General features: G+C 34.5%; 20 protein-coding genes. 15 read left to right on the top strand and 5 right to left on the bottom strand.

What is annotated here, in order from left to right:
* The first annotated feature begins 39 nt into the window (after positions 1 to 39).
* The 10 genes from DFQ11_RS04370 (at position 40) to DFQ11_RS04415 (ending at position 10967) form a co-directional block, all read left to right on the top strand.
* The gene (locus tag DFQ11_RS04370) at positions 40 to 861 is read left to right on the top strand and encodes a DUF4382 domain-containing protein (protein ID WP_229791237.1); all 822 of its coding nucleotides are present in this window, start codon (positions 40 to 42) and stop codon (positions 859 to 861) included.
* A 154-nt stretch (positions 862 to 1015) separates the two neighbouring features.
* Positions 1016 to 2017 carry an AAA family ATPase gene (locus DFQ11_RS04375; protein ID WP_110474611.1) on the top strand — a complete coding sequence of 334 codons (1002 nt, stop codon included), beginning with the start codon at positions 1016 to 1018 and terminating at the stop codon, positions 2015 to 2017.
* Between the two features lie 97 nt (positions 2018 to 2114).
* A complete protein-coding gene (locus DFQ11_RS04380) occupies positions 2115 to 2981 on the top strand; it encodes a DUF58 domain-containing protein (RefSeq protein ID WP_110474612.1) in 867 nt (288 codons plus the stop codon).
* 28 nt (positions 2982 to 3009) lie between these two features.
* A complete protein-coding gene (locus DFQ11_RS04385; RefSeq protein WP_229791238.1) occupies positions 3010 to 4713 on the top strand; it encodes a hypothetical protein in 1704 nt (567 codons plus the stop codon).
* A complete protein-coding gene (locus DFQ11_RS04390; RefSeq protein WP_110474613.1) occupies positions 4713 to 5717 on the top strand; it encodes a vWA domain-containing protein in 1005 nt (334 codons plus the stop codon). Before DFQ11_RS04385 ends, DFQ11_RS04390 begins: the two co-directional genes overlap by 1 nt.
* A complete protein-coding gene (locus tag DFQ11_RS04395) occupies positions 5710 to 6747 on the top strand; it encodes a vWA domain-containing protein (RefSeq protein ID WP_110474614.1) in 1038 nt (345 codons plus the stop codon). The genes DFQ11_RS04390 and DFQ11_RS04395 overlap by 8 nt, the downstream gene beginning before the upstream one ends.
* Positions 6748 to 6815: 68 nt before the next feature.
* Positions 6816 to 7670 (top strand): aerotolerance regulator BatC, encoded by an 855-nt coding sequence (locus DFQ11_RS04400; RefSeq protein WP_110474615.1) that lies wholly within the window; start codon positions 6816 to 6818, stop codon positions 7668 to 7670.
* A gap of 110 nt (positions 7671 to 7780) precedes the next feature.
* Positions 7781 to 9559 (top strand): BatD family protein, encoded by a 1779-nt coding sequence (locus DFQ11_RS04405; protein ID WP_110474616.1) that lies wholly within the window; start codon positions 7781 to 7783, stop codon positions 9557 to 9559.
* Between the two features lies 1 nt (position 9560).
* A complete protein-coding gene (locus tag DFQ11_RS04410) occupies positions 9561 to 10316 on the top strand; it encodes a tetratricopeptide repeat protein (protein ID WP_110474617.1) in 756 nt (251 codons plus the stop codon).
* A gap of 24 nt (positions 10317 to 10340) precedes the next feature.
* Entirely contained in the window at positions 10341 to 10967 is a 627-nt protein-coding gene (locus DFQ11_RS04415) for a carbonic anhydrase (RefSeq protein WP_110474618.1), read from the top strand.
* Between the two features lie 342 nt (positions 10968 to 11309).
* On the opposite strand, the gene DFQ11_RS04425 is transcribed toward DFQ11_RS04415, so the two are convergent.
* Positions 11310 to 11840 (bottom strand): CvpA family protein, encoded by a 531-nt coding sequence (locus tag DFQ11_RS04425; RefSeq protein WP_110474620.1) that lies wholly within the window; start codon positions 11838 to 11840, stop codon positions 11310 to 11312.
* Between the two features lie 206 nt (positions 11841 to 12046).
* Here DFQ11_RS04425 and DFQ11_RS04430 point away from each other — a divergent pair, with 206 nt between their 5' ends.
* From DFQ11_RS04430 to DFQ11_RS04445, 4 genes are all read left to right on the top strand, one after another.
* Positions 12047 to 12403: a hypothetical protein gene (locus DFQ11_RS04430; RefSeq protein WP_110474621.1), complete on the top strand. Its 357-nt coding sequence runs from the start codon at positions 12047 to 12049 to the stop codon at positions 12401 to 12403.
* Between the two features lie 76 nt (positions 12404 to 12479).
* On the top strand, positions 12480 to 12881 hold the full coding sequence (locus DFQ11_RS04435) for a lipocalin-like domain-containing protein (RefSeq protein ID WP_110474622.1): 402 nt from the start codon (positions 12480 to 12482) through the stop codon (positions 12879 to 12881).
* A gap of 93 nt (positions 12882 to 12974) precedes the next feature.
* Positions 12975 to 13994 (top strand): phenylalanine--tRNA ligase subunit alpha, encoded by a 1020-nt coding sequence (gene pheS, locus DFQ11_RS04440; protein ID WP_110474623.1) that lies wholly within the window; start codon positions 12975 to 12977, stop codon positions 13992 to 13994.
* A gap of 79 nt (positions 13995 to 14073) precedes the next feature.
* Positions 14074 to 14469, top strand: coding sequence for a hypothetical protein (locus tag DFQ11_RS04445; protein ID WP_110474624.1), 396 nt, complete (start codon positions 14074 to 14076; stop codon positions 14467 to 14469).
* A gap of 82 nt (positions 14470 to 14551) precedes the next feature.
* On the opposite strand, the gene DFQ11_RS04450 is transcribed toward DFQ11_RS04445, so the two are convergent.
* Positions 14552 to 15553 carry an NAD(P)H-dependent glycerol-3-phosphate dehydrogenase gene (locus tag DFQ11_RS04450; protein ID WP_110474625.1) on the bottom strand — a complete coding sequence of 334 codons (1002 nt, stop codon included), beginning with the start codon at positions 15551 to 15553 and terminating at the stop codon, positions 14552 to 14554.
* 210 nt (positions 15554 to 15763) lie between these two features.
* Between DFQ11_RS04450 and DFQ11_RS04455 the strand changes: the two genes are divergently transcribed.
* Positions 15764 to 16705: a nicotinic acid mononucleotide adenyltransferase gene (locus DFQ11_RS04455; RefSeq protein ID WP_110474626.1), complete on the top strand. Its 942-nt coding sequence runs from the start codon at positions 15764 to 15766 to the stop codon at positions 16703 to 16705.
* Positions 16706 to 16815: 110 nt separating this feature from the next.
* Here the strand turns inward: DFQ11_RS04455 and DFQ11_RS04460 are convergent, their stop codons facing one another.
* The 3 genes from DFQ11_RS04460 to mfd are packed head-to-tail and all read right to left on the bottom strand — an operon-like array spanning position 16816 to position 22442.
* Complete coding sequence (locus tag DFQ11_RS04460; RefSeq protein ID WP_110474627.1) at positions 16816 to 18117, bottom strand: TlpA family protein disulfide reductase; 1302 nt, start codon at positions 18115 to 18117, stop codon at positions 16816 to 16818.
* A 51-nt stretch (positions 18118 to 18168) separates the two neighbouring features.
* The gene (locus DFQ11_RS04465) at positions 18169 to 19032 is read right to left on the bottom strand and encodes a DMT family transporter (RefSeq protein ID WP_110474628.1); all 864 of its coding nucleotides are present in this window, start codon (positions 19030 to 19032) and stop codon (positions 18169 to 18171) included.
* A 56-nt stretch (positions 19033 to 19088) separates the two neighbouring features.
* The gene (gene mfd / locus DFQ11_RS04470) at positions 19089 to 22442 is read right to left on the bottom strand and encodes a transcription-repair coupling factor (RefSeq protein WP_110474826.1); all 3354 of its coding nucleotides are present in this window, start codon (positions 22440 to 22442) and stop codon (positions 19089 to 19091) included.
* Between the last annotated feature and the right edge of the window lie 70 nt (positions 22443 to 22512).

A 22512-nucleotide genomic window follows, 5' to 3' on the forward strand; every position in this document is an offset into this window, starting at 1 on the left:
TTTCCGTATATACACTATAAACCTTAAAAATAGATAACCATGAAATTTTTAAAACAAATTGCATCAATTTTAGTAATATTCGTAGCATTTTCATGTAGCGATTCAGATAATTCAGATAATTCGGGTACAGCAAAAATGTCTGTAAAATTAGTTGACGAACCAGGTGATTATGAACATGTTTTTGTTGAAGTGGTAGATGTCATGGTGAAGTATCAAAATAATTCTGAAAACGATGACGATAGCGGTTGGGAATCTATAGGAATTGTGAACCCTGGAGTTTATGATTTATTAGAATTAACTGGTGGAGTTAGCCTAAGTTTAGTTGAAAATGCAGACATTCAAACAGGAACTATAAAGCAAATAAGATTATTATTAGGAGAGGATAACAGTGTTGTTTTAGCAGGAGAAACAGAGCCACGTTCGTTGAATACACCAAGTGCTCAACAGTCTGGATTGAAAGTGATGATTAATCAAGATATTGAAGCAGGTTATAATTACGATTTTATCCTAGATTTCGATGTAGATGAATCTATCGTTGTGGCTGGTAATTCTGGAAACATTAATTTGAAACCAGTTTTAAGAGCGAGTTTAGAAGTGAATTCAGGAACTTTGGCAGGTGTTATTACTAATGCAGATGTTGCAGTACAAGTTTCTATAGACAATGGTGAAGGTGTAACAGCATCTACCATGGTTAATGAAGCGGGAATTTTTGAAATACCAGGATTACCAGCAGGAGTTTATACTATTACTGTAACACCAGATCCTAATGCTTTACCATTATATCAAGCAGTAATTATAGAAAATGTTGAAATTACTGTAGGTACAACAAATACCATAGAAGCTATTACTTTGATGGAGTAATTAAAATGCTAAATCTTAATAATTTATATAGAGCGATACTTTAGTGTCGCTCTATTTTTTTAACCAATTGTTAACAGCAACTCACAAAAAAAAATGACACTTTGCAACGTCGAAAAACACTATAAAGTTAGTTTTGTTTTTAAAACCCTAAATAATGGAAGAAACGAGTACAGTTGATATTAAGTCAATTAACGAAAAGATAGAAAGAGAAAGTGCATTTGTTGACTTGTTAACCTTTGAAATGAATAAGGTCATTGTTGGACAAAAGCATATGGTAGAACGATTACTCATCGGTTTATTAGGTCAAGGTCATATTTTATTAGAAGGTGTGCCTGGTTTAGCAAAAACTTTAGCCATTAATACCTTGTCAAAAGCTATTGATGCTAGTTTTAGTAGAATTCAGTTTACACCAGATTTATTACCTGCAGATGTTGTTGGTACCTTAATCTTTAATATGAAGGAGAACGATTTCTCTATTAAAAAAGGGCCCATCTTTGCCAATTTCGTATTAGCAGATGAGATTAACAGGGCACCTGCAAAAGTACAGTCGGCATTATTAGAAGCCATGCAGGAAAAGCAAGTAACCATTGGTGATGAAACTTTTGTTTTAGACAAGCCTTTCTTAGTAATGGCAACTCAAAACCCAGTTGAGCAAGAAGGAACTTATCCGTTACCGGAAGCGCAAGTGGATCGTTTTATGTTGAAAACCGTTATTGATTATCCAACTATCGACGATGAGCAAATGATTGTTAGAGCCAACCTAAGAGGAACTTATGAAAAAGTGAATCCTGTGGTTTCAATTTCTCAAATTCTGAGTGCTCAAGAAGCCGTTAGAGAAGTTTATATGGATGAAAAAATCGAAAAATATATTTTAGATATCATTTTTGCAACGCGTTATCCTGAAAAATATAAGTTAGCGGATTTAAAACCATTGATTTCTTTCGGAGCATCGCCTCGTGGTAGTATCAACTTGGCAACAGCTGCTAAATGCTATGCCTTTATTAAGAGAAGAGGTTATGTAATTCCTGAAGATGTTCGTGCTATTGTACACGATGTATTACGTCACAGAATCGGAATTACTTATGAAGCAGAAGCAGAGAATATAACTTCTGAAGACATTATCAATAAGATTGTAAATCAAATAGAAGTACCTTAAAAAAACTTCCCTGTATTCAGTCAGCAGTGACTTACTAGGAACTGAATACTACGACTGATTACTGCAAATTGAAGAATGCATACTGCAAACTGACAAAATGGATACTAAAGAACTTCTTAAGAAAGTACGAAAAATAGAGATCAAGACGCGTCGTTTGTCTGATCATATATTTGGAGGTGAATACCATTCGACCTTTAAAGGACGTGGTATGACTTTTTCTGAAGTGCGTCAATATCAATTCGGTGATGACGTTAGAAATATAGATTGGAATGTTACAGCGCGTTACAACGAGCCTTATGTAAAAGTGTTTGAAGAAGAACGTGAACTCACCATGATGCTTATGGCCGACGTTTCCGGGAGTAAACTATTCGGAACTAAAAATCAATTTAAAGAAGAAATAGTGACTGAAATTGCGGCGACATTGGCCTTTTCAGCAACACAGAATAATGATAAAATTGGTCTGATTTTATTTTCAGATGATATAGAACTTTATATTCCACCGAAAAAAGGACGTTCGCATGTTCTTAGAATTATTCGTGAATTATTAGAGTTTGAACCAAAAAGTAAAAACACCAATATTGCGCAAGCATTTAAGTTTCTGTCGAATGTGATGAAGAAGAAAGCCATTGTTTTTGTGCTGTCAGATTTTATTGCCGACGACTATAAACACAATCTAAAAATTTCAGCGGGTAAACACGATATCACCGGAATAAGAATCTATGATAAACATGAAGCTGAGATTCCAAACTTAGGAATGGTGCAAATGCAAGATGCAGAGTCAGGCGAACTCCTGTTGGTTAATACCGCATCTAAAAAAGTAAGACGAGATTACAGTAAATATTATAACGATAGAGTTCAATATTTTAAAGAGAGCTTTAAAAAATCTGGTGCAGGTAGTATGGATTGTCGTGTCGATGAAAGCTATGTGAAGAAATTGTTAGGATATTTTAAACAAAGAGGGTAAACGAATGAGGTGTAAAGATTTTCGATATATGATTTTCGGCGAGAAGAAAGCTTCGGTGTTTCACTCTCGGTCAACCGAGTTTAGTCTATTCACAATTTTCTTTTTTCTATTCTCATTAGTTTCCTTCGCTCAAGTTTCCACTGAAATTGATACGACAACAATCAGGATAGGAGAACAGATTGATTATAAAATTAATGTTGAAGCAGATTCAACGGCTCTTGTCGTATTTCCAGAAGGGCAAACCTTTATGCCATTAGAAGCTGTCGAAGCTTTAAAAATTGATACGACTAAAAAAGAGTCTAAATTTTTCTTATCTAGAATTTACAAACTCACACAATTCGATTCGGGAGCTTATACTATTCCAAGACAAAAAATACTTATTGACGATCAACCATTTTTCACAGATTCCTTGAGAGTTGTTGTGAATACGGTTGAGGTGGATACAACAAAACAAAAACTATACGACATAAAACCTATCATTGAAGTTGAAAAAAGCGGAAGTGAGATGTGGAAGTGGATTATACTAGCAGTATTAGCCATTGTATTAGTAGCATTCTTATTGTATTGGTTTATCTGGAGAAAAAAGCCGCTCACGGAAGAAGAGGAAATCGCATTATTGCCACCTTATGATCGTGCAAAATTGGCATTGCAGAAACTTGACGAAAATGAATATTTAAGGCGTGATGAAATAAAGGAATACTATTCGGAATTAACCTTTATCATTAGGAAATACCTAGACGAACAAGTATATGATCGTGCTTTAGAAAGTACTACATCAGAACTTATAAATCGATTAAACTTGTTGAAAGATGGTAATCAAATTCCACTTTCAAAAGAGATAATTCAAAACTTGGAGTCTATTCTTCAACGTGCCGATTTAGTAAAATTCGCCAAGTCTGCACCAGATCCTGAACTTGCTGCAATGGATAAATCTACAATAGATAAAGCCATTGACCACGTTAAAGTTAGTTTACCAGAGCCTTCTGAGGAAGAAAAGCTATTAGACCAGAAATACAAAGAAGAGCAAGAACGTAAAAAGAAACGAAGAAAAATTTGGTTAACCATTGGTATAGCACTGTTCTTACTCGTAGCAACTTTTATTGGTTTCGGTTTAAAATATGGTTTCGGCTACGTAAAAGATACCATTATTGGTCATGAAGGAAAAGAACTTCTAGAAGGTAATTGGGTAGAAAGTGCCTACGGTTACCCTCCAATCTTTATTGAAACACCACAGGTGTTAAAACGTGAAGACGTTGAAATTCCTGAAGAGTATAAGGATAAAATTAAGTCAGCTTTATTCAAATATGCGTCAAAGAAATCAGGTGTCAGTATCGAGGTAAGTACTACAGCCTTCATTATGACAGACGAACAAGGTCAGCCCATTGAAATGTCGGAAGAAGAAAAAGCGCAAGACTTATTAAATGCCACCGAATCACTTCTGAAGAAATTTGAGGATCAAGGTGCAACGGATATCACGGTAAGAAAAGATAAATACACTACGCCAAATGGTGCGGAAGGGCTATATACTTATGGTTCTATGAATATTGCATTAAATGGCGGAAGTAGCCAACCTTATAAGTATAATGTCTTTTTCTTTAGAGCAGAAAATGTTAGGCAGCAAATTGTTTTGAGATGGCGAGCTGATGATCACTATGTTGAGGATATCATTCAACGTATTAAAGATTCCATTGAGCTTGTTCCAGATGAAGTCACAGAAGAAGAGAAAAAATGATGTTTGAGAATATAGAATTTTTAAATAAAGAATTATTCTGGCTGTTATTGCTTCTGCCAATAGCTATGCTTTGGTATGTGTTTAAGCATAGTAAACAAACGGCAGAATTAAAGATGTCTAGCTTAAAAGGCTTTAAGACTTCTTCGTCGTTTTGGTCAAAATTCAGACATGTGCTATTTGCTTTACGAATAATTGCTTTAGGCTTATTAATTATAGCTTTAGCACGACCAAGAACCGTTGATGTGTCAACAAAAACTAAGACAACTCGTGGGATTGATATAGTTATGGCTATTGATGTTTCTGCTAGTATGTTGGCCAAAGATTTACGTCCTAACAGGCTTGAGGCTTTAAAAGAAGTTGCCTCAGACTTTATAGATGGTCGTCCTAATGACAGAATTGGTTTGGTGGAATATGCAGGAGAAGCTTATACTAAAACGCCGATTACAAGTGATAAATCTATAGTAAAGCGCTCATTAAGAGATATCAATTATAATACTATTATAGAAGGAGGAACGGCTATCGGAATGGGATTGGCAACCGCTGTAAACCGATTAAAAGATAGTAGAGCCAAGAGTAAGGTGATTATTTTACTTACAGATGGTGTAAACAACTCTGGTTTTATAGATCCTAAAATCGCTAGTGAGCTTGCTGTAGAATACGGTATTAAAGTATATTCCATTGGATTGGGAACAAACGGAATGGCCTTATCGCCAATAGGTATTTATCCTAATGGTTCTTTTAGATATGGCAGACAGCAAGTAGAAATAGACGAAAAGTTGTTGAAGGAAATTGCAAATGAAACAGGAGGAAAATATTTTAGGGCAACTAACAATAAAAAGTTGGCTGAAATATATGAAGAAATTAATAAGCTGGAGAAAACTGAAATTGAAGAAAAGAAATACTACAATTACGAAGAGAAATTCAGACCATTAGTACTCTTGGCAGGACTCTTATTATTGATTGAATTATTATTAAGAAACACAATATTTAGAAGCTTTGTTTAGACTCGATGAAAAAATATGGTTTTGGACGTTACTGGTTATTCCGGTAATCATACTGTTGTTTGTCATACTTCAATATTGGAGACGCTCGACCCAGAGAAAATTTGCAGATACAGATTTGCTAAATAGGTTGAGTCCAAACCAATCCTTATTCAAACGTATTTTAAAAGTACTTGTGCTTTGTGGAGCATTTGCTTGTCTATCATTGGCACTTGTGAATCCTAAAATTGGAACCAAATTAGAAACAGTACGTAGTGAAGGCGTAGATATTGTATTTGCTGTCGATGTTTCTAAAAGTATGCTCGCTGAAGACATTGCGCCAAATCGTTTAGAAAAATCGAAACAGCTAGTAACTCAGGTTATTAACAGTTTGGTGAGCGATCGTGTTGGAATTATCGCTTATGCAGGTGCAGCATTTCCACAATTGCCTATCACAACAGATTATGCTTCTGCAAAAATGTTTTTGCAAAATATGAATACGGATATGCTGTCTTCACAAGGGACAGCAATCAGTGAAGCTATTCAACTTTCTAAAACCTATTTTGATGATGAGACGCAAAACAATCGTGTCCTTATCATTATTTCAGATGGAGAAGATCATGACGGCAATGCTGTTGATGTGGCGGAAGAAGCAAGTGAAGAAGGCATAAGAATTCTCACAATTGGTGTTGGTCAAACCAAAGGTGGACCAATCCCTATAAAACGTAATGGCGTTGTCCTCAATTATATGAAGGATAAAGATGGTGAAACGGTAATTACACGTTTAGATGAAACCACACTTAAGAATATTGCCAAAGAAGCCAATGGTATTTATATGAATGGTAGCAATACGGCAGAAGTGGTCAATGCAATTAAAGCCGAATTGGATAAAATGGATAAACAAGAATTTGAATCAAAACAAATCGCAGATTTTAAAGATCAATTTCAGTGGTTTCTTGGTTTAGGAATTTTCTTATTATTCATTGATATTTTCTTTTTAGAACGAAAAACAGCTTGGTTAAAGAAACTCAACCTGTTCAATGAGAACTTTTAGATATTTTTTAACGCTAAGTGAGTATTGGCTTTAGTAATTTAGAGGTCGTTTTCATAATCAAAATAAACATGAGATTTTACATACTACTTATCACACTTATAATAGGAAGTTTCGGGTTTGCCCAAGATCTCGATAAGCAGCAATTGGAGGCTGAAAAAAAAGCGGCGGACCTTGTTTATAAGGCTAACACTTTAGTGGAAGAAGATAATTATGTAGAAGCCGAAATGGAATACCGAAAAGCTATTTCGGAAGCACCTAACAAAGCCGTTGGCGCTTATAATTTAGCACATACCTATTATAAAAAAGGCAGTTTTGAAGAAGCTTTATTCAGAAGTCAAGAAGCAGCAAAAAATGCAACTACAAAAGACGAAAAACACAGAGCATTTCATAATACAGGAAATATCTTGATGCAAAGAGAGATGTGTAAGGAAGCTGTTGAAGCCTTTAAAAATGCATTAAGAAACAACCCGAATGATGAAGAAACGCGTTATAATTTCGCTTTAGCAAAAGAATGTGCTGAACAGCAAAAGCAAGATGGCGGCGGCGAAGAAGATAAAGAAGACGAGGACAAGGAATCCGAACAAGATAAAAAAGATCAAGAACAGAAGGACGAGAATAATAAAGACGATCAAGAGGATAAGGATAATAAAGACAAGAAAGACGAAGGCGACCAAGATAAAAAAGATGGAGATAAGGACGAAGATGAAGATGGAAAGCCTAAAGATGATAAAAATGACGAAGGCAAAGGCGACGATGATAAGAATGACAAAAACCAAAAACCAAAACCACAGCCTGGACAAATGTCTCCTCAGCAGATAAAGAATATTTTAGATGCTATGCAAAATCAAGAGCAAAAGGTTCAAGAAAAAATGAACGCTCAGAAACAAAAAGGCGCAAAAGTTCAGACTGATAAGGATTGGTAGATTAGTCGATGGTTTTTAGTTGTTTGCTCTTGTGAAAAAGTTATCAGTCTCAGTGGTTCTTTCTAGTGTTCTACAAGATTTTAAAACCTTGTAAGTATTTAAGATTAAAGATGAAATCAATATTAAAAAACATATTAATAGTATTCTTAATACTTGCGACAAGTATTGCTTCAGCACAAGTCAAGTTTGAAGCTAAAGTCAGCAAGAAAACCTTAGGAGTTAACGAACGTTTACGTATCGATTTTGAAATGAATCAAGATGGCGACAATTTTGTTCCGCCTAACTTTGAAGGTTTTGATGTGGTTGGTGGCCCTAATACCTCAGTAAGTAATTCATGGATTAACGGTAAACGAAGTTATACCAAAACTTACAGCTATTTTTTAGCGCCTCAAAAACGAGGAAAATTTACAATTAAACAGGCTATTATTGAGATTGATGGCGAGTCTTATAAAACTTTTCCCATAACCATTACTGTTACAGAAGCAGTGAATGCGCCTAACGGTAATGGAACTGTTTCAGATGTCGCCGCAGATAAGGTTCATCTGGTGGCTGAGGTTTCTAATTCAAATCCTTATTTAAACGAAGCAATAACAGTGGTTTACAAGCTCTATGTGGCAAGAGACATTGGTGTTAGTAATAACTGGAGAGAAAAAGATATTCCTAGGTATAATGATTTTTGGAGTCAGAATATTGAAATGCAAAACCTGACCATTGAAAGTGGAGAATATAAGGGGGAGGATTATCGCTATGTGGTTTTAAGAAAAACTGTCCTTTATCCACAAAAATCAGGAGCTTTAAAAATAGAACCTTTAGTTTTAGATGTAACCGTTGAGGTGCCAATCAATCGTACAGATATTTTTGGAAGACGATTAACGACGAATGTACCAAAGGTAGTAACTGCTGGAACAAGAACCATTAATGTAAAACCTTTGCCAGAACAAGGACAACCTTCCGACTTCAAAGGTGCTGTTGGTGACTTCTCATTTAATGTGACTACTTCCAAAACAGAATTGAACGCTACGGAATCACTTCAGGCTAAAATTGAAGTTTCAGGACGAGGAAATTTAAAATTATTCGAACTACCTAAGCTAACCGCACCGAGTTCATTAGAAGTTTATGAGCCGGAGCACGAAGAAAATGTTAGAACAAATTTAGGCGGAATGCAGGGGCGTATTTCTGATACCTATACAATTGTTCCTCAATACAAGGGGAAATATCCCATACCAACGATTTCATTTTCCTATTTCGATTTGAAGACGGAGAGTTATAAGCGAATCTCTTCAGAAGATATTGTAATTGATGTTTTAGAAGGCCCAACGGCTTCTGTGAATAATGAAAATAATGCAGGAGTATCTTCAACGAAGCAAGCTGTGAATCCTAACACTAATACCTTTGCCTTTATTAAAACATCTACAGATTGGTCAAGTATAAAATCAGAGCCTTTCTTTAAGTCTAAAGAATTTTGGGCCTTATTAGTCTTGCCATTTTTAGTTATTCCAATAGCGATTGCTATGAGACGAAATAAAGATAAACGCGATGCAGATGTTGAAGGCAACCGAATCAGAAAAGCAGATCGTTTAGCTCGAAAATATTTGAGTGAAGCTAAAAAAGCGATGGGTCAGAAAGAAAGTTTTTACCTAGCTCTAGAAAAAGCACTTCATAATTATTTAAAAGCAAAATTGAATATTGAAACCAGTGATTTCAATAAAGAAAAAATTGAAAATCTCTTAGTGGATCGTCAAGTGGAAAAACCAGTCGTTTCAGATTTTATATCAATTTTAGAGAATTGCGAGTTAGCACGTTACACACCAATTGAACAAGTAACCATGCAAAATGATTATGATAAAGCGGCAAAAACGATTTCATTAATAGATAAGCAACTGAGATAATATGAGAGCAATCACTATTTTACTTTTATGTTGTTTTAGCTTCATTGGTTTTTCTCAGAACGATAAAACGTTCAGTGAAGCTAATGACTTATATAACGATGGAAAATACGCTGAAGCAATTGATAAATACGAATCTATATTGGATTCAAAGATGCATTCTGCAGAATTGTATTTTAACCTTGGGAATGCCAATTATAAGCTCAACAATATAGCTCCGAGTATTTATTACTACGAAAAAGCATTGCAGTTAGATCCTAATGACAAGGAGATACAAAATAACTTAGCCTTTGCGCAAAATATGACTATTGACGCGATTGAAAAAGTACCAGATGTGGGATTTTCAAGAATCACAAAATCGGTTGTGAATACCTTTAGCGCAGATACTTGGGCAAAAATAGCCATTGGTGGTGTTTTCGTATTTGTATTGCTGTTTCTGATGTATCATTTTACATATACCAGTTCAAAAAAACGATTAGCATTTGTTGTAAGTGTGGTGAGTTTAGGGGTAGCATGTTTTTCGATAGCTATGGCATTTCAAAAAAATGGTTTTGATTCGAAAGATAACCCTGCTATTGTTTTTGCGTCTGAAAGTAGAGTGAAAGCTGATCCGAATCAAGCCAGCGAAGAACTATTTAGACTGCATGAAGGGACCAAGGTCCAAGTCATTGAGACCTATAATGATTGGAAAAAAATTGAACTTTCTGATAAATCTGTAGGGTGGATTCCTCTAAAAGATATTAAATTGCTGAAAATTTAATAAGTCAACAACTAAATAGAACTCATGAATTTATCTAAAGTATTTAAAAACAACGAAAAATGGATTAAAGATAAACTTTCTGCTAATTCAAAATACTTTGAAAATTTAGGAAAAGGACAAAATCCTGAGTTACTTTATATAGGCTGTTCGGATAGTCGTGTTACTGCCGAAGATTTAATGGGTCTTCAACCAGGTGAAGTATTTGTTCATAGAAACATTGCTAATATGGTCATCGGGACAGACGTGAATGCAATGTCTGTGGTGAACTACGCCGTAACAAACTTAGAGGTGAAAGATGTTGTGGTATGTGGACACTACGCATGTGGTGGCGTAGAAGCCGCAATGAAATCGGCAGACTTAGGTGTTCTAAATGGTTGGTTAAGAAATATTCGAGATGTGTACAGATTACACCGTGAGGAGTTGAATGCTATCGAGGATGAGCGTCAGAAATATGATCGTTTGGTAGAGCTTAATGTACAAGAGCAATGTATTAATTTACTTAAAACGGCTGCTGTTCAAAAGGCGTATAGGAATCGTGGATTAAAAGTTCACGGATGGGTATTCGATGTGCACTCTGGAAAATTAATTGATTTAAAAATTGACTTCGAGAAACATCTTAGAGATATCATGGAGATTTATCATCTCGATTAATCATCATTGATACGACGCTTAGAAAGTCAAAATATCAGCCCATTCTAAGATGTAAATTATCAGTATTGTAAGCAGGCTGCTTATGATAATGGCGCCTTCCCAATAGAAGGTTCGCTGTCCCCAGAGTTTTCTTCTTTTTTCACCATATTCTCTTTTGAAATGACCGATAGTAGTCTTCCAATATATAAAAAGGATGACTAAAAAAGTTAAGAAGACTATTCCTATTAGCTCAGTATTTTCCATAGCTATATCTTTAGTTTAAGCTATCTCATTTTGGCAGCTCAGGTAGTATGTAAGATAAGCTATTTATTTACTTAAACAGGATACTAAGTATTAAGTTTTTTAGGCCGTTGCCTCTTCTTGTTCCTGTTCTTCTGTAGAAGGTTCGGCTTCGCTTTTTATTAAATCAGGAAAAATCATCGGAGCTAAGGATTTTACAGGTTCGTACAGAGAACTTTGTTCCAGATCTTCTTTCTCCATAAAGGGTAAGTTGTTATTCATTTTGTGAAAAACGATCAAAATCACACTGAGGATTAGTCCAATTTTTACAGCTCCAAACACACCGCCTAAAAGTTTGTTGATTAAGCCTAATGCGGCAAAATTAGCAAGTTTTGTAAGTGCTTTTCCGGCTAAGCTAATTGTTAAAACTATGACTACAAAGGTGATGGCGAAGGCTACAATATTCATGGTTTTTTCATTCCAATCGACTTTAGGGTCTAGCCAGGCAGCGGCATAATGACTAAAGTGAATGGCACCATAAACACCTAAAACCAAGGCGGCCAATGAAGCGATTTCTACAAAAAAACCTTTGAATAAGCCGCGTATAAATCCAAACAACAAAAGTGCAGCTAAAATGATGTCTATTATGCTCATATAATATATTGTTTAAGCAAACCTACACTTTTTTTGGCATTTTAGAATAATATAGGAATTCAAGATGTTTAAGTTTCTTAACTTTGAAGCCTCATAAGAAAATAAGATTGAACGCTTTGTTGAAATTGAAAATCAACATAAAACGTTCAAATTTAATCTGTGAACTAACAATTAAAAGATTCCCGTTTATAGGGAAATGAGTGACTATGGCAAGAGACGAACAATTAAAAGAACGATGGGATTTGGTGGTAGAGAAACTATCCAATCAATTTGCAGATGGCGATAAGTTGGATCTGGATTCTATCATATACCTCATCGGAGTACAAGAGCTAGGTCAGCTGCATAGGGAGTTTAAAAAAGATCATAAACTCGATTTGATGCATATTGCGATTTGCAAAGTTTTAGAGCCTTATGGTTTTTATGAATTTGATTTTGTAGATGATGATGGGTGGCCGCATTATAAAGTAAAAGCACAATTACCGCATCTTAAAGCAGGTGAGCAAAGCGTTTTGATGAAAGAAGCAATTGTTAATTATTTTGTAGAAACGGAGTATATAGAATAAATTCATTGATTTATTCTTATAAAAATTTATATAAATTATTATTTTCGCAATTACTTAATAATTTATATATCAAAATATGAAAAAAATAATTTTACTTTTTAGCGTATTTGCACTTGTTTTTGCATCTTGTAGTAGTGACGACGACAATGGGTCTGAAGATCCTTTCGTTGGAACCTGGAAATATTACAAATATTTCGAAAATGGTGTAGAAATTCCTTTAGAGGAATGCGAGGAATTAACAACATTAGTTATAACCTCAAATGGTGTTTTTAAAACAACCGTTTATGAAAACATGGGCAATGGGTGCGAAGTAGAATATGTTGCCACGGGAACTTGGGAAAACGTAGGTTCAGGTATGTATTCGACAACGTTGGATGGTGATACTTATGTCCAAGAAGCTAAATTTGAAGGCAACACAATGTATTTTGAAGAAATTGATGGAGGTGAGACTTATAAAGATGTATTTATGAGACAATAACTAAAATCTTGAAAAATAGTTAAAAACGCCTTCAATTAGAAGGCGTTTTTTGTTCATAAAATCACTAAATTTGCCATCTATTTTTAAGATATCATGATAGACAAGATTAAAGAACTTATAGCTGAAGCAGAAGCTTTTAAAGCACAATCTAAAGAAGAGGTTGAAGCCTTTAGAATTAAATATTTAGGCTCAAAAGGCTTATTAAAAGAATTTTATGGCGAATTAAAAAATGTAGCGAATGATCAGAAACGTGAATTCGGACTCGTGATTAATGAACTTAAAAATACGGCTGAAGCTAAAGTAAATGACTTAAAAGAAGCCTTAGAAAATGAGGAAGAAGAGAAAGGAATCTACGGAGACTTATCTCGTCCAGGTGAACCGATTGCTATTGGGGCTCGTCATCCAATTTCTATTGTAAAAAATGAAATTATTGATGTGTTTTCAAGAATAGGCTTTAACGTCAGTGAAGGACCAGAAATTGAAGATGATTGGCATAACTTTACAGCATTAAACTTACCGGAATATCATCCAGCAAGAGATATGCAGGATACCTTCTTTATCCAAACCGATCCTGATATTTTATTACGTACGCATACCAGTTCGGTACAAGTGCGTTATATGGAAAACAATCAACCTCCAATTCGAACTATTTCTCCAGGCCGTGTCTATAGAAATGAAGCGATTTCGTCGCGTTCACATTGTTTCTTTCACCAAGTAGAAGGCTTGTATATTGATAAAGATGTGAGTTTTGCTGATTTAAAACAAACACTTCAATATTTTACAACGGAAATGTTCGGAAAATCTAAAATTAGATTGCGTCCTTCTTACTTCCCGTTTACAGAGCCAAGTGCTGAAGTAGATGTGTATTGGGGCTTAGAAACCGAAACCGATTATAAAATTACTAAAGGAACAGGTTGGTTAGAAATTATGGGTTGTGGTATGGTAGACCCTAATGTTTTAGATAACTGCGGAATTGATTCTAAGCAATATTCTGGATTCGCATTCGGAATGGGAATTGATCGTATTGCAATGTTACTGAATCAAATTAGTGATATTCGCCTATTAAGTGAGAATGATGTGAGATTCTTAGAGCAATTTAAAAGCGCCCTATAATTTGTAATACCATTCTATTAATTTTGTTATTCCGTATGAAAATGAGGAATCACAAAATCTCAATTAGCTTTTTGCGTTTATGAAAAAAGACATAAAAATTCCTGAGGTAAAGGATGTTCATGTGGCTGTTGTTCAAGAAGAACATTTGGAATATAAAACTCAAGATTGGAACGCCTATATCATTAATAATAGTGATAAGGATTTAGATACGGTTTTAATAGTAACTAAAGGATATAACGATAAAAAAATTACGCCTGTAATGCGACATACCATCGCAAAACTACCGGCGAGAAGTTACGCCAAAATAGAATACCTACAAGAACAAGTATTAGAGCTTAATAACGAGTTTAAAATTACCTTTTTTGAAGGGAATCAAATGTTTGATAAAACCTATTTGTTTAGAAAGAATACCATAAACGTAAAGGCTTTGCAAACTGTTCCTTTAATGCAGTTACGCGGTGTTTTAGTAAAATAAAATTCCTGCATGTGCAGGAATCTTATTTACAGTTTATGAATTTATTTCAATAGGAATACTCACTATTAAATTGAGCTTGGCACTAATCTAACTTTTCGGTTAATTTTTTAAATACCTTTTTCGGATCTTTATTTTCGTAAAGAATCGCATAAACGGCATTTATTATTGGAAGTTGAGCTTTCTTTTTATTGGTTTTATTAAGTAAGTGTGCACTCTTGGTGGCGTAGTAACCTTCAGCAATCATGTTCATTTCCATTTGTGCCGATTTCACCGTATAGCCTTTGCCAATCATATTTCCGAACATTCGGTTTCGTGAAAAAACAGAGTAGCCTGTTACTAATAAATCGCCTAAATAAGCCGAGTTATTAATGTTTCGCTTCATCTTATGCATTTTCTTTATAAAGCGTTTCATTTCGCGAATGGCATTACTCATCAGTACACTTTGGAAGTTATCGCCATAACCTAAACCATGTGCAATTCCAGCAGCAATAGCGTAAATGTTTTTCATCATTACAGCGTATTCAACACCAATAACATCATCGCTGATTTTCGTTTTTATATAATCGCTTGCTAAGTTATCGGCTATGGCTTGAGCTTTTACGGGATCAGCACAAGAAATAGTGAGGTAAGAAAGTCGTTCTAAAGCCACTTCTTCCGCATGACAAGGACCAGCAATAACAGCGATATTTTCAAAAGGAATCTTATAAATATCATGAAAATGCTCACCAACCAACAATCCCGATTCTGGAATAATTCCCTTTACTGCAGAGACAATAGTTTTATTACTAATATCTACAGTTAGCTTTTCTAATTCCGAATACATAAAAGCAGAGGGAATCACAAAAACAAGGACATCTGCCCAGTCTGCTAATTCATTAATATCATTGCTAAGTTTTAATTGTTCGGTATGGAATTCAACTGAACTTAAATAACTTGGATTATGTTTTTCTTTTAAGATGTGTTCTTTAGCATAAACGCTTCGCATATACCAACCGACTTCGTCTAAATTTTCACAAAGCATTTTCACAATTGCGGTAGCCCAGCTTCCTGCACCAAATACCGCGTATTTTGTAGTATCACTCATAGATCTTGTTCATTTTGTTAATCAAAAATACGTAAAATTTATAGAAAGATTATCTATAATAATAGGCTTTGCGCCGTGTAAGTAAAGTACCTCCATAGGTCTTCGGCTAATGAACTTATGAAGCCCTAAGCATAAAGCTTTCTAAACTTCAATTTTATTTTTGGCACATGTTTTGAAACTTACATTACAATAACTTTAAATTGTTGGATTATGAAATCATTAAAACTACTCTTAGGATTCGCACTTAGTGCAACCCTCTTCACCTCATGTTATAAGGAGGAAATACATTATGCAGATACTCCAACAGTTTCATTAAATCAGTTATTAAACTCTTACGATTTATGGTATGTAGATATTAATGCGACCCAAGGTTATGGTGAAACGCCATTTCTTCAAATTGCATTTACTTTATCGTTTAAGAACGGAAGGTTATATGCTAATAATAATTTAGTTGGATTTGGTAGTCAAGGTGGCGGCTATGGTGTGCAAATAGGAAATTACGACGCTTATGATATGATTTTGGATGTAGACCACGTTATTGACGGATTTGATAGTTTTGATGTGTATCAGGTGGACTACAATACTATAGAATTATATAATCCGTATAACGATACTTCTTATTTTTTAGATGGATATCAAAAATCTAATTTCGACTATGATTATATCTTCTATGATAATATTCATTATTTCTTACAGGAGTATGAAGCTTGGGAAAAGACATATACCAGTAATTATGGAGCGTTAAATGAATTTGATAATGAGAATTATTTACAGTTTTTATCTGGAGGAAATGACAATACGTTTAGAAGCTCTCAAGACGTGAATGTGTATAATTATGATTCTATTTATTGGGATTATACAGGAGCTTATGGAATAGGAGATGTTTCGGGCGATATGTATTTAAAAACATTAACATTAGATTATGATTTCTTCGATAATGAATTCTTTGAACTCGACGTTATTAATGATAGTACGATAGAGTTGTTCCATGCAAACTCTGGCACGGTTTATGAATTTAAAGGAAGAGGATACATACAGTATTACAGAAGTGCAGATGTAGAAGGAAAGTCAACTTTAGAAGTTGAAAGAGCTAAAAAGCGCAAACAAAGAACAAAGAAAGTAGAGAATAAAAGAACAAATACAAGAAGCTAAATTTTGGTTGGTTATTTAGTTTCAAAACGCCCAGATAAGACACTTGTTTTATTGGGCGTTTTTCTTTTGATAAGTTTTAATCAGCCAGGCTGAATTTGGAAAGCGAAGTTTTATAAATCTTCTAAAGCGGCCTTTACATCATCATACCCATAAGGCTTTGCAATAATAATTTTTGAAGCATCTAACAAAAAGTACATTGGTGTTGCTGAAATTCCATAGGTTTTTACTAGAGGATGGTCCCATTTTTCTAATCCTATGTCATGAATAAAATCGGGATAATTTTTAATCTCTCTTTCCCAATTTCTCTTTTCATTTTCTAAACCAAAAGCCACTACTTTTAAGTTGCTTTTACCTTCAACTAATCGTTTTACTTTTGGTAATTCATTTAAGCAATGTCCACATTCACTGCTCCAAAAAATAAGAAGGTAATAGTCTGCACCTTCTAATTGATGTAGACTTGTTTCTTGGTTATTGTAAGTGATTTCAAAATTTGGAGCTTTTGAACCAAGAGAAGTGTTTTTATAAGACATTAGAACGTTTTCTAAAACCTTATTATTGGTTGATTTTGCTAATTCTAATAAATAAGAATCTGCGATATAATTGGCCACATTATTGTTTTCTAATTGAACAAAACGCTGCCAGATCATTTCTAAAAGACTTGTTTTAATTTTTAAATCATCACTACCAATGGCTGCAGCTACATCATCGATATGAGATTTATAAATTTCATCAGTCGGATTGGCAACCATATTAAAAACATAAGCAGAAACACGCTCCGTTAAATACGATGAACTCTGTAATAAGTCATCACTAAAATTAACTTGGCTTAAATAATGTTGCTTTAAATTATTTGAATAGGTCGAAATATCTTCATAATTCTTCGGCATATAGGGTCTGTTAGAAACAATAAATTTTGAAACTAATTTGCCTTCAGCTAATTCTTCATAAGCTTCTTGGGTATCTTTTAAAGTCTTAAAAATTGCTTTAAAGCCTTTTTCATCTGAATTGGCTCTGCTGTAATAATTACTGATGGTTTGGTTCACCATATCAATACTCTTTAAATAGGATTCCCAAAGTTTATTTTCTTCAGATTCAGTGAAATTAACGCCTTTCTCTTGACTGAAATTAAACGCTACGGTTTCTTTACCATCGTAAATGAAATCGAAATTATTTTCTTCTGGTGGAATGGCATATACAATCTTATAAATTCCTGGTATCATTGTAGAATCTAAAGGAATTTCAAAATGACCTTCACTATCTAATTGCCCTCTATTAATATAATTCGCACTTTCCGGAGTTGCTTTGTATAAAAAGGCATAGGTATAGTCTTCAGCAGGAGAAAAAGTGCCTTTCACACTTTGAGCAATCGATACTAAAGGTAAAACCAAAAACAGCAATAATAATTTCTTCATAATTAGATATCTTTTTATTCTAGAATAGCCGCAACAACTGAGCCAGTAAATTTATTTACGTCTAGATCTTATACTTTCAATAACTACGGTTGCCAATATGAGACTTCCTCCCGCTAAGGTACTCATTGTAGGAATCTCATTCAAAAATAAATAGGCAATAATAATCCCAAACACAGGTTGCATACTTCCAATTATACTTGCGGTACTTACTTTAAAATGTTTTAAGCTATTTACAAACATCGTATGACCTATGGCTGTGGCTAGTAAAGCTAGTAATATAACATAAGGATACTGCGTTTTGATATTAGAACTATCCATAAAAAACAAAACAGGAATTAAGACAATAGAAATAATTACCACCTGGTAAAACATCAGCATCGTGGGATTGTAATTAGTAACGTGCTGTTTTAATATTAAAGTACGAATGGCATAACAGAAAGCCGAAAGAATTCCGAACAAAATGCCAAGAACATGATCATTCTCTAAACTAAATTCTGGCGCCAAAATATAAATACCTAAGAGAATGATAAGTCCTAAAATAATATGAATAGGATCTAACTTCACTTTAGAAAACAAAGGTTCTAATAGAGCTGTAATTATTGGATAAGTGAATAATGCTAATACAGAAAGAGCAACATTAGATAATTTTAAAGCATAAACATATGTAATCCAATGCGCTCCCATCAGGAGTCCGCTAATTATAAAGGTTCTATAATCCCTTGCAGAATTAATCTTTAGGTCAAGGCCCTTGTAGCGACAAAACAAGTATAAAATTCCCACAGCAAAAGCAGCTCTCCACCAAATTAAAACGGGGGCAGGTAAGGCGATATATCTTCCTAAGGCTCCAGAAGTGCTGATGCAAAGCGTTGCAACGGTAAGCCAAAAAACGTGTTTGATGTGACTATTTTCATTCATATAAAAGAGTCATTTTCCGCTTTAATCACGAAAGTTTACCTATATGTTAAGACTTGCTAAACGTCAGAAAGTGCAGCCAATGCTTGTTTTACAGATTTTATTTTGTCGAAAGTTATAATTAAACGCAAACCATTTCGGGTTGGTTTTTCTTTCATCTTGCATTTGCCAGCATTCATTTGAACAAATTGCAATACTCTCGAAAAATCCTCACTTTGATAGAATCCACTATTCTGATCTTGGATAAAATAACCGACCATCTTACCTTGTTTCATAATCAGTTTTTCAATACCCATTTTGATGGCTAGCCACTTCAAACGAACACTGTCTAATAAATCTGAAACTTGAGTTGGTAATTCGCCAAATCGGTCAATAATTTCAGTTTCAAACTTGGTTAATTCCTCTTCAGTTTTAAGTTCGTTTAGCTTGGTATAAAGGTTTAATCGTTCGGTAATATTATTGATATAATCATCTGGGAATAGCAGTTCAAAATCGGTATCTATGGTAATATCCTTGACATATTTTTTCGGCTTACCATCGTCTTTATATAAATCGGCAAATTCGGTTTCTTTTAATTCCTCTATGGCTTCATTCAATATTTTCTGATAAGTATCAAATCCAATATCATTAATAAATCCACTTTGTTCGCCGCCTAATAAATCTCCTGCACCTCGAATTTCTAAATCCTTCATCGCAATATTGAATCCACTGCCTAATTCGGTAAATTGCTCTAAAGCTGTAATACGTTTACGGGCATCGGCGGTCATAGCAGAATATTCCGGAGTTATAAAATAACAGAAGGCTTTTTTGTTGCTTCTACCAACACGACCACGCATCTGATGTAAATCACTTAATCCAAAATTATTGGCATTATTTATAAAAATAGTGTTGGCATTTGGTACGTCCAATCCACTTTCAACAATGGTGGTGCTGACTAATACATCAAATTCACCGTTCATAAAGGCAAGCATTAATTCTTCGAGTTTTTTACCATCGAGTTGTCCGTGACCAATTCCAATTTTTGCGTCCGGAACCAAACGTTGAATCATTCCCGCAACTTCCTTAATATTTTCTATTCTATTGTGAATAAAATAAACCTGTCCACCACGTTGAATTTCATAACTAATAGCATCTCTAATGGTTTCTTCCCCAAAACGAATCACATGACTTTCAATAGGGTATCTGTTTGGTGGTGGTGTTGTAATCACCGATAAATCACGTGCGGCCATTAAACTAAACTGAAGTGTTCTCGGAATCGGTGTTGCTGTTAAGGTTAAAACATCTACATTTTCCCTAATAGTCTTTAATTTTTCTTTTACAGCGACACCAAATTTTTGTTCCTCATCGACAATGAGCAGACCTAAATTTTTGAATTTTACATTTTTATTGGCCAATTGATGAGTTCCAATTATAATATCAACGGTTCCTTTTTCAAGGCCTTCTAGAGTTTCGCGCTTTTCTTTCGCTGTTCTGAATCGGTTCACGTAATCTACAGTGACAGGGAAGTCTTTTAATCGCTCCGTAAATGTTCTATGATGCTGATAAGCTAATATGGTCGTTGGTACTAAAACAGCGACTTGCTTACCGTTATCTACAGCTTTAAAAGCCGCTCTAATCGCTACTTCCGTTTTGCCAAAACCAACATCACCACAAATCAATCGATCCATAGGACGTTCACTTTCCATATCTGCCTTTATATCTGCAGTAGACGTCATTTGATCTGGAGTATCCTCATAAATAAAAGAGGCTTCCAATTCTAATTGCATATGGCTATCTGGTGCGTATTGAAACCCTTTTTTTAGTTTTCGTTTTGCATACAGTTTTATGAGGTTGAATGCAATTTCCTTGACGCGAGACTTGGTTTTTTGTTTTAGGGTTTTCCATGCTTTACTTCCTAACTTATAAACCGTTGGTGGCTTTCCGTCTTTTCCGTTAAACTTGGTGATTTTATGTAAAGAGTGAATGCTGAGGTATAATATATCACGCTCACCATAAACTAACTTTATAGCTTCTTGTTTTTTACCTTCTACATCAATTTTTTGAAGACCACCGAATTTACCAATACCGTGATCTATATGTGTCACGTAATCGCCAATTTCAAGGCTGGTTAATTCTTTTAAGGTGATGGCTTGCTTTTTAGCATAGCCATTTTTAAGATGGAATTTATGGTAACGATCAAATATTTGATGATCGGTGTAAACGGCAATATGATGCTCTGGATCTATAAAACCTTGGTATAATGAAAGGACAACGGTTTTATAATGAATTTCCTCTTGCTCAGCATCTTCAAAAATATCGTGAAAGCGTTTCGCTTGTTGCTCGCTTACGCAGGCGATATAATTGGTAATGCCATTCTTATGATTTTCATTCAAATCTTCAATTAACAAATTGAATTGTTTATTGAAGGCAGGCTGAGGTTGAGTATTAAACCTTATAATTTGACTATCATCACTTTTTGTTGAAGATGAAAAATAACTTTGAGTCCCAAATTCAACTAAAGAATAGTCTATAAACTCTCGCTTCAACATTTCAGAATTACAGAATAGTTCTTCAGGAGCAGCCCGTTTAATATCACTTGTTAAACCTCTAAAAGCCTCTTCTGCTTTTCCATAAAAATCATCAATCCTCGAAAACATTAATGAAGCATTCTTAGAGAAAACAACCGTTTTATTTGAAATATATTTTAAAAAACTTTCGCGTTGTTCTGCAATGAGTTTATTCGCTACATTCGGAATAATACTCACTTTTTTTATACGTTCTGTTGAGAGCTGTGTTTCAACATCAAAAGTTCTAATACTATCTACTTCATCTCCAAAAAACTCAATTCTGTAGGGCTCATCATGTGAAAATGAAAATACATCTACAATCCCACCTCTAACCGAAAAATCACCAGGTTCGGTAACAAAATCGACACGCTTAAATTTGTATTCGAATAATACCTCATTGACAAAATCGATGCTGAGTTCGTTGCCAACAGAGATTTTTAAAGTATTCTTTTCGAGTTCCTTTTTAGTGACCACCTTTTCAAAAAGGGCATCCGGATAAGTGACAATAATACAAGGTTTCTTACGCGAATTAATTCGGTTTAAAACTTCGGCACGTAATAGTACATTGGCATTATTAGTCTCTTCGATTTGGTAAGGTCTGCGATAACTTCCTGGATAGAATAACACATCTTTATCGTTGATGAGTTGTTCGAGATCATTAAGGTAATATGCCGCTTCTTCTTTATCGTCAAAAACTAATAAAAATGGTTTTTCGGCCGTTTTAAATGCTTCTGAAACCGCAATGGACAATGAAGAGCCAATTAAACCTTTTAAATGAACTTTCTGTTGAGATTGGGCAATAGCAGTTTGCAAACTTTGCAGTTGCGAAGTTTGTGCGAACGTTTGGGCAATAGATACTTTACTCAAGTTTCTTTGTTTGGAAGTGCAAATATAAAATTTTTGAAGCGGACCATACTGAATAATTCTACGAATAGAA

Source organism: Winogradskyella epiphytica (assembly GCF_003217215.1).
Taxonomy (GTDB): Bacteria; Bacteroidota; Bacteroidia; order Flavobacteriales; family Flavobacteriaceae; genus Winogradskyella; species Winogradskyella epiphytica.

Bases quoted from the DNA above. Each gene is read 5' to 3' on its own strand.
- DFQ11_RS04415 (WP_110474618.1), top strand. From the start codon at position 10,341: ATGAATTTATCTAAAGTATTTAAAAACAACGAAAAATGGATTAAAGAT.
- DFQ11_RS04410 (WP_110474617.1), top strand. From the start codon at position 9,561: ATGAGAGCAATCACTATTTTACTTTTATGTTGTTTTAGCTTCATTGGT.
- DFQ11_RS04390 (WP_110474613.1), top strand. From the start codon at position 4,713: ATGTTTGAGAATATAGAATTTTTAAATAAAGAATTATTCTGGCTGTTA.
- DFQ11_RS04450 (WP_110474625.1), bottom strand. From the start codon at position 15,553: ATGAGTGATACTACAAAATACGCGGTATTTGGTGCAGGAAGCTGGGCT.
- DFQ11_RS04465 (WP_110474628.1), bottom strand. From the start codon at position 19,032: ATGAATGAAAATAGTCACATCAAACACGTTTTTTGGCTTACCGTTGCA.
- DFQ11_RS04430 (WP_110474621.1), top strand. From the start codon at position 12,047: ATGGCAAGAGACGAACAATTAAAAGAACGATGGGATTTGGTGGTAGAG.
- DFQ11_RS04445 (WP_110474624.1), top strand. From the start codon at position 14,074: ATGAAAAAAGACATAAAAATTCCTGAGGTAAAGGATGTTCATGTGGCT.
- DFQ11_RS04455 (WP_110474626.1), top strand. From the start codon at position 15,764: ATGAAATCATTAAAACTACTCTTAGGATTCGCACTTAGTGCAACCCTC.
- DFQ11_RS04460 (WP_110474627.1), bottom strand. From the start codon at position 18,117: ATGAAGAAATTATTATTGCTGTTTTTGGTTTTACCTTTAGTATCGATT.
- DFQ11_RS04385 (WP_229791238.1), top strand. From the start codon at position 3,010: ATGATTTTCGGCGAGAAGAAAGCTTCGGTGTTTCACTCTCGGTCAACC.
- DFQ11_RS04400 (WP_110474615.1), top strand. From the start codon at position 6,816: ATGAGATTTTACATACTACTTATCACACTTATAATAGGAAGTTTCGGG.
- pheS (WP_110474623.1), top strand. From the start codon at position 12,975: ATGATAGACAAGATTAAAGAACTTATAGCTGAAGCAGAAGCTTTTAAA.
- DFQ11_RS04425 (WP_110474620.1), bottom strand. From the start codon at position 11,840: ATGAGCATAATAGACATCATTTTAGCTGCACTTTTGTTGTTTGGATTT.
- DFQ11_RS04405 (WP_110474616.1), top strand. From the start codon at position 7,781: ATGAAATCAATATTAAAAAACATATTAATAGTATTCTTAATACTTGCG.
- DFQ11_RS04435 (WP_110474622.1), top strand. From the start codon at position 12,480: ATGAAAAAAATAATTTTACTTTTTAGCGTATTTGCACTTGTTTTTGCA.
- DFQ11_RS04380 (WP_110474612.1), top strand. From the start codon at position 2,115: ATGGATACTAAAGAACTTCTTAAGAAAGTACGAAAAATAGAGATCAAG.
- DFQ11_RS04375 (WP_110474611.1), top strand. From the start codon at position 1,016: ATGGAAGAAACGAGTACAGTTGATATTAAGTCAATTAACGAAAAGATA.
- DFQ11_RS04370 (WP_229791237.1), top strand. From the start codon at position 40: ATGAAATTTTTAAAACAAATTGCATCAATTTTAGTAATATTCGTAGCA.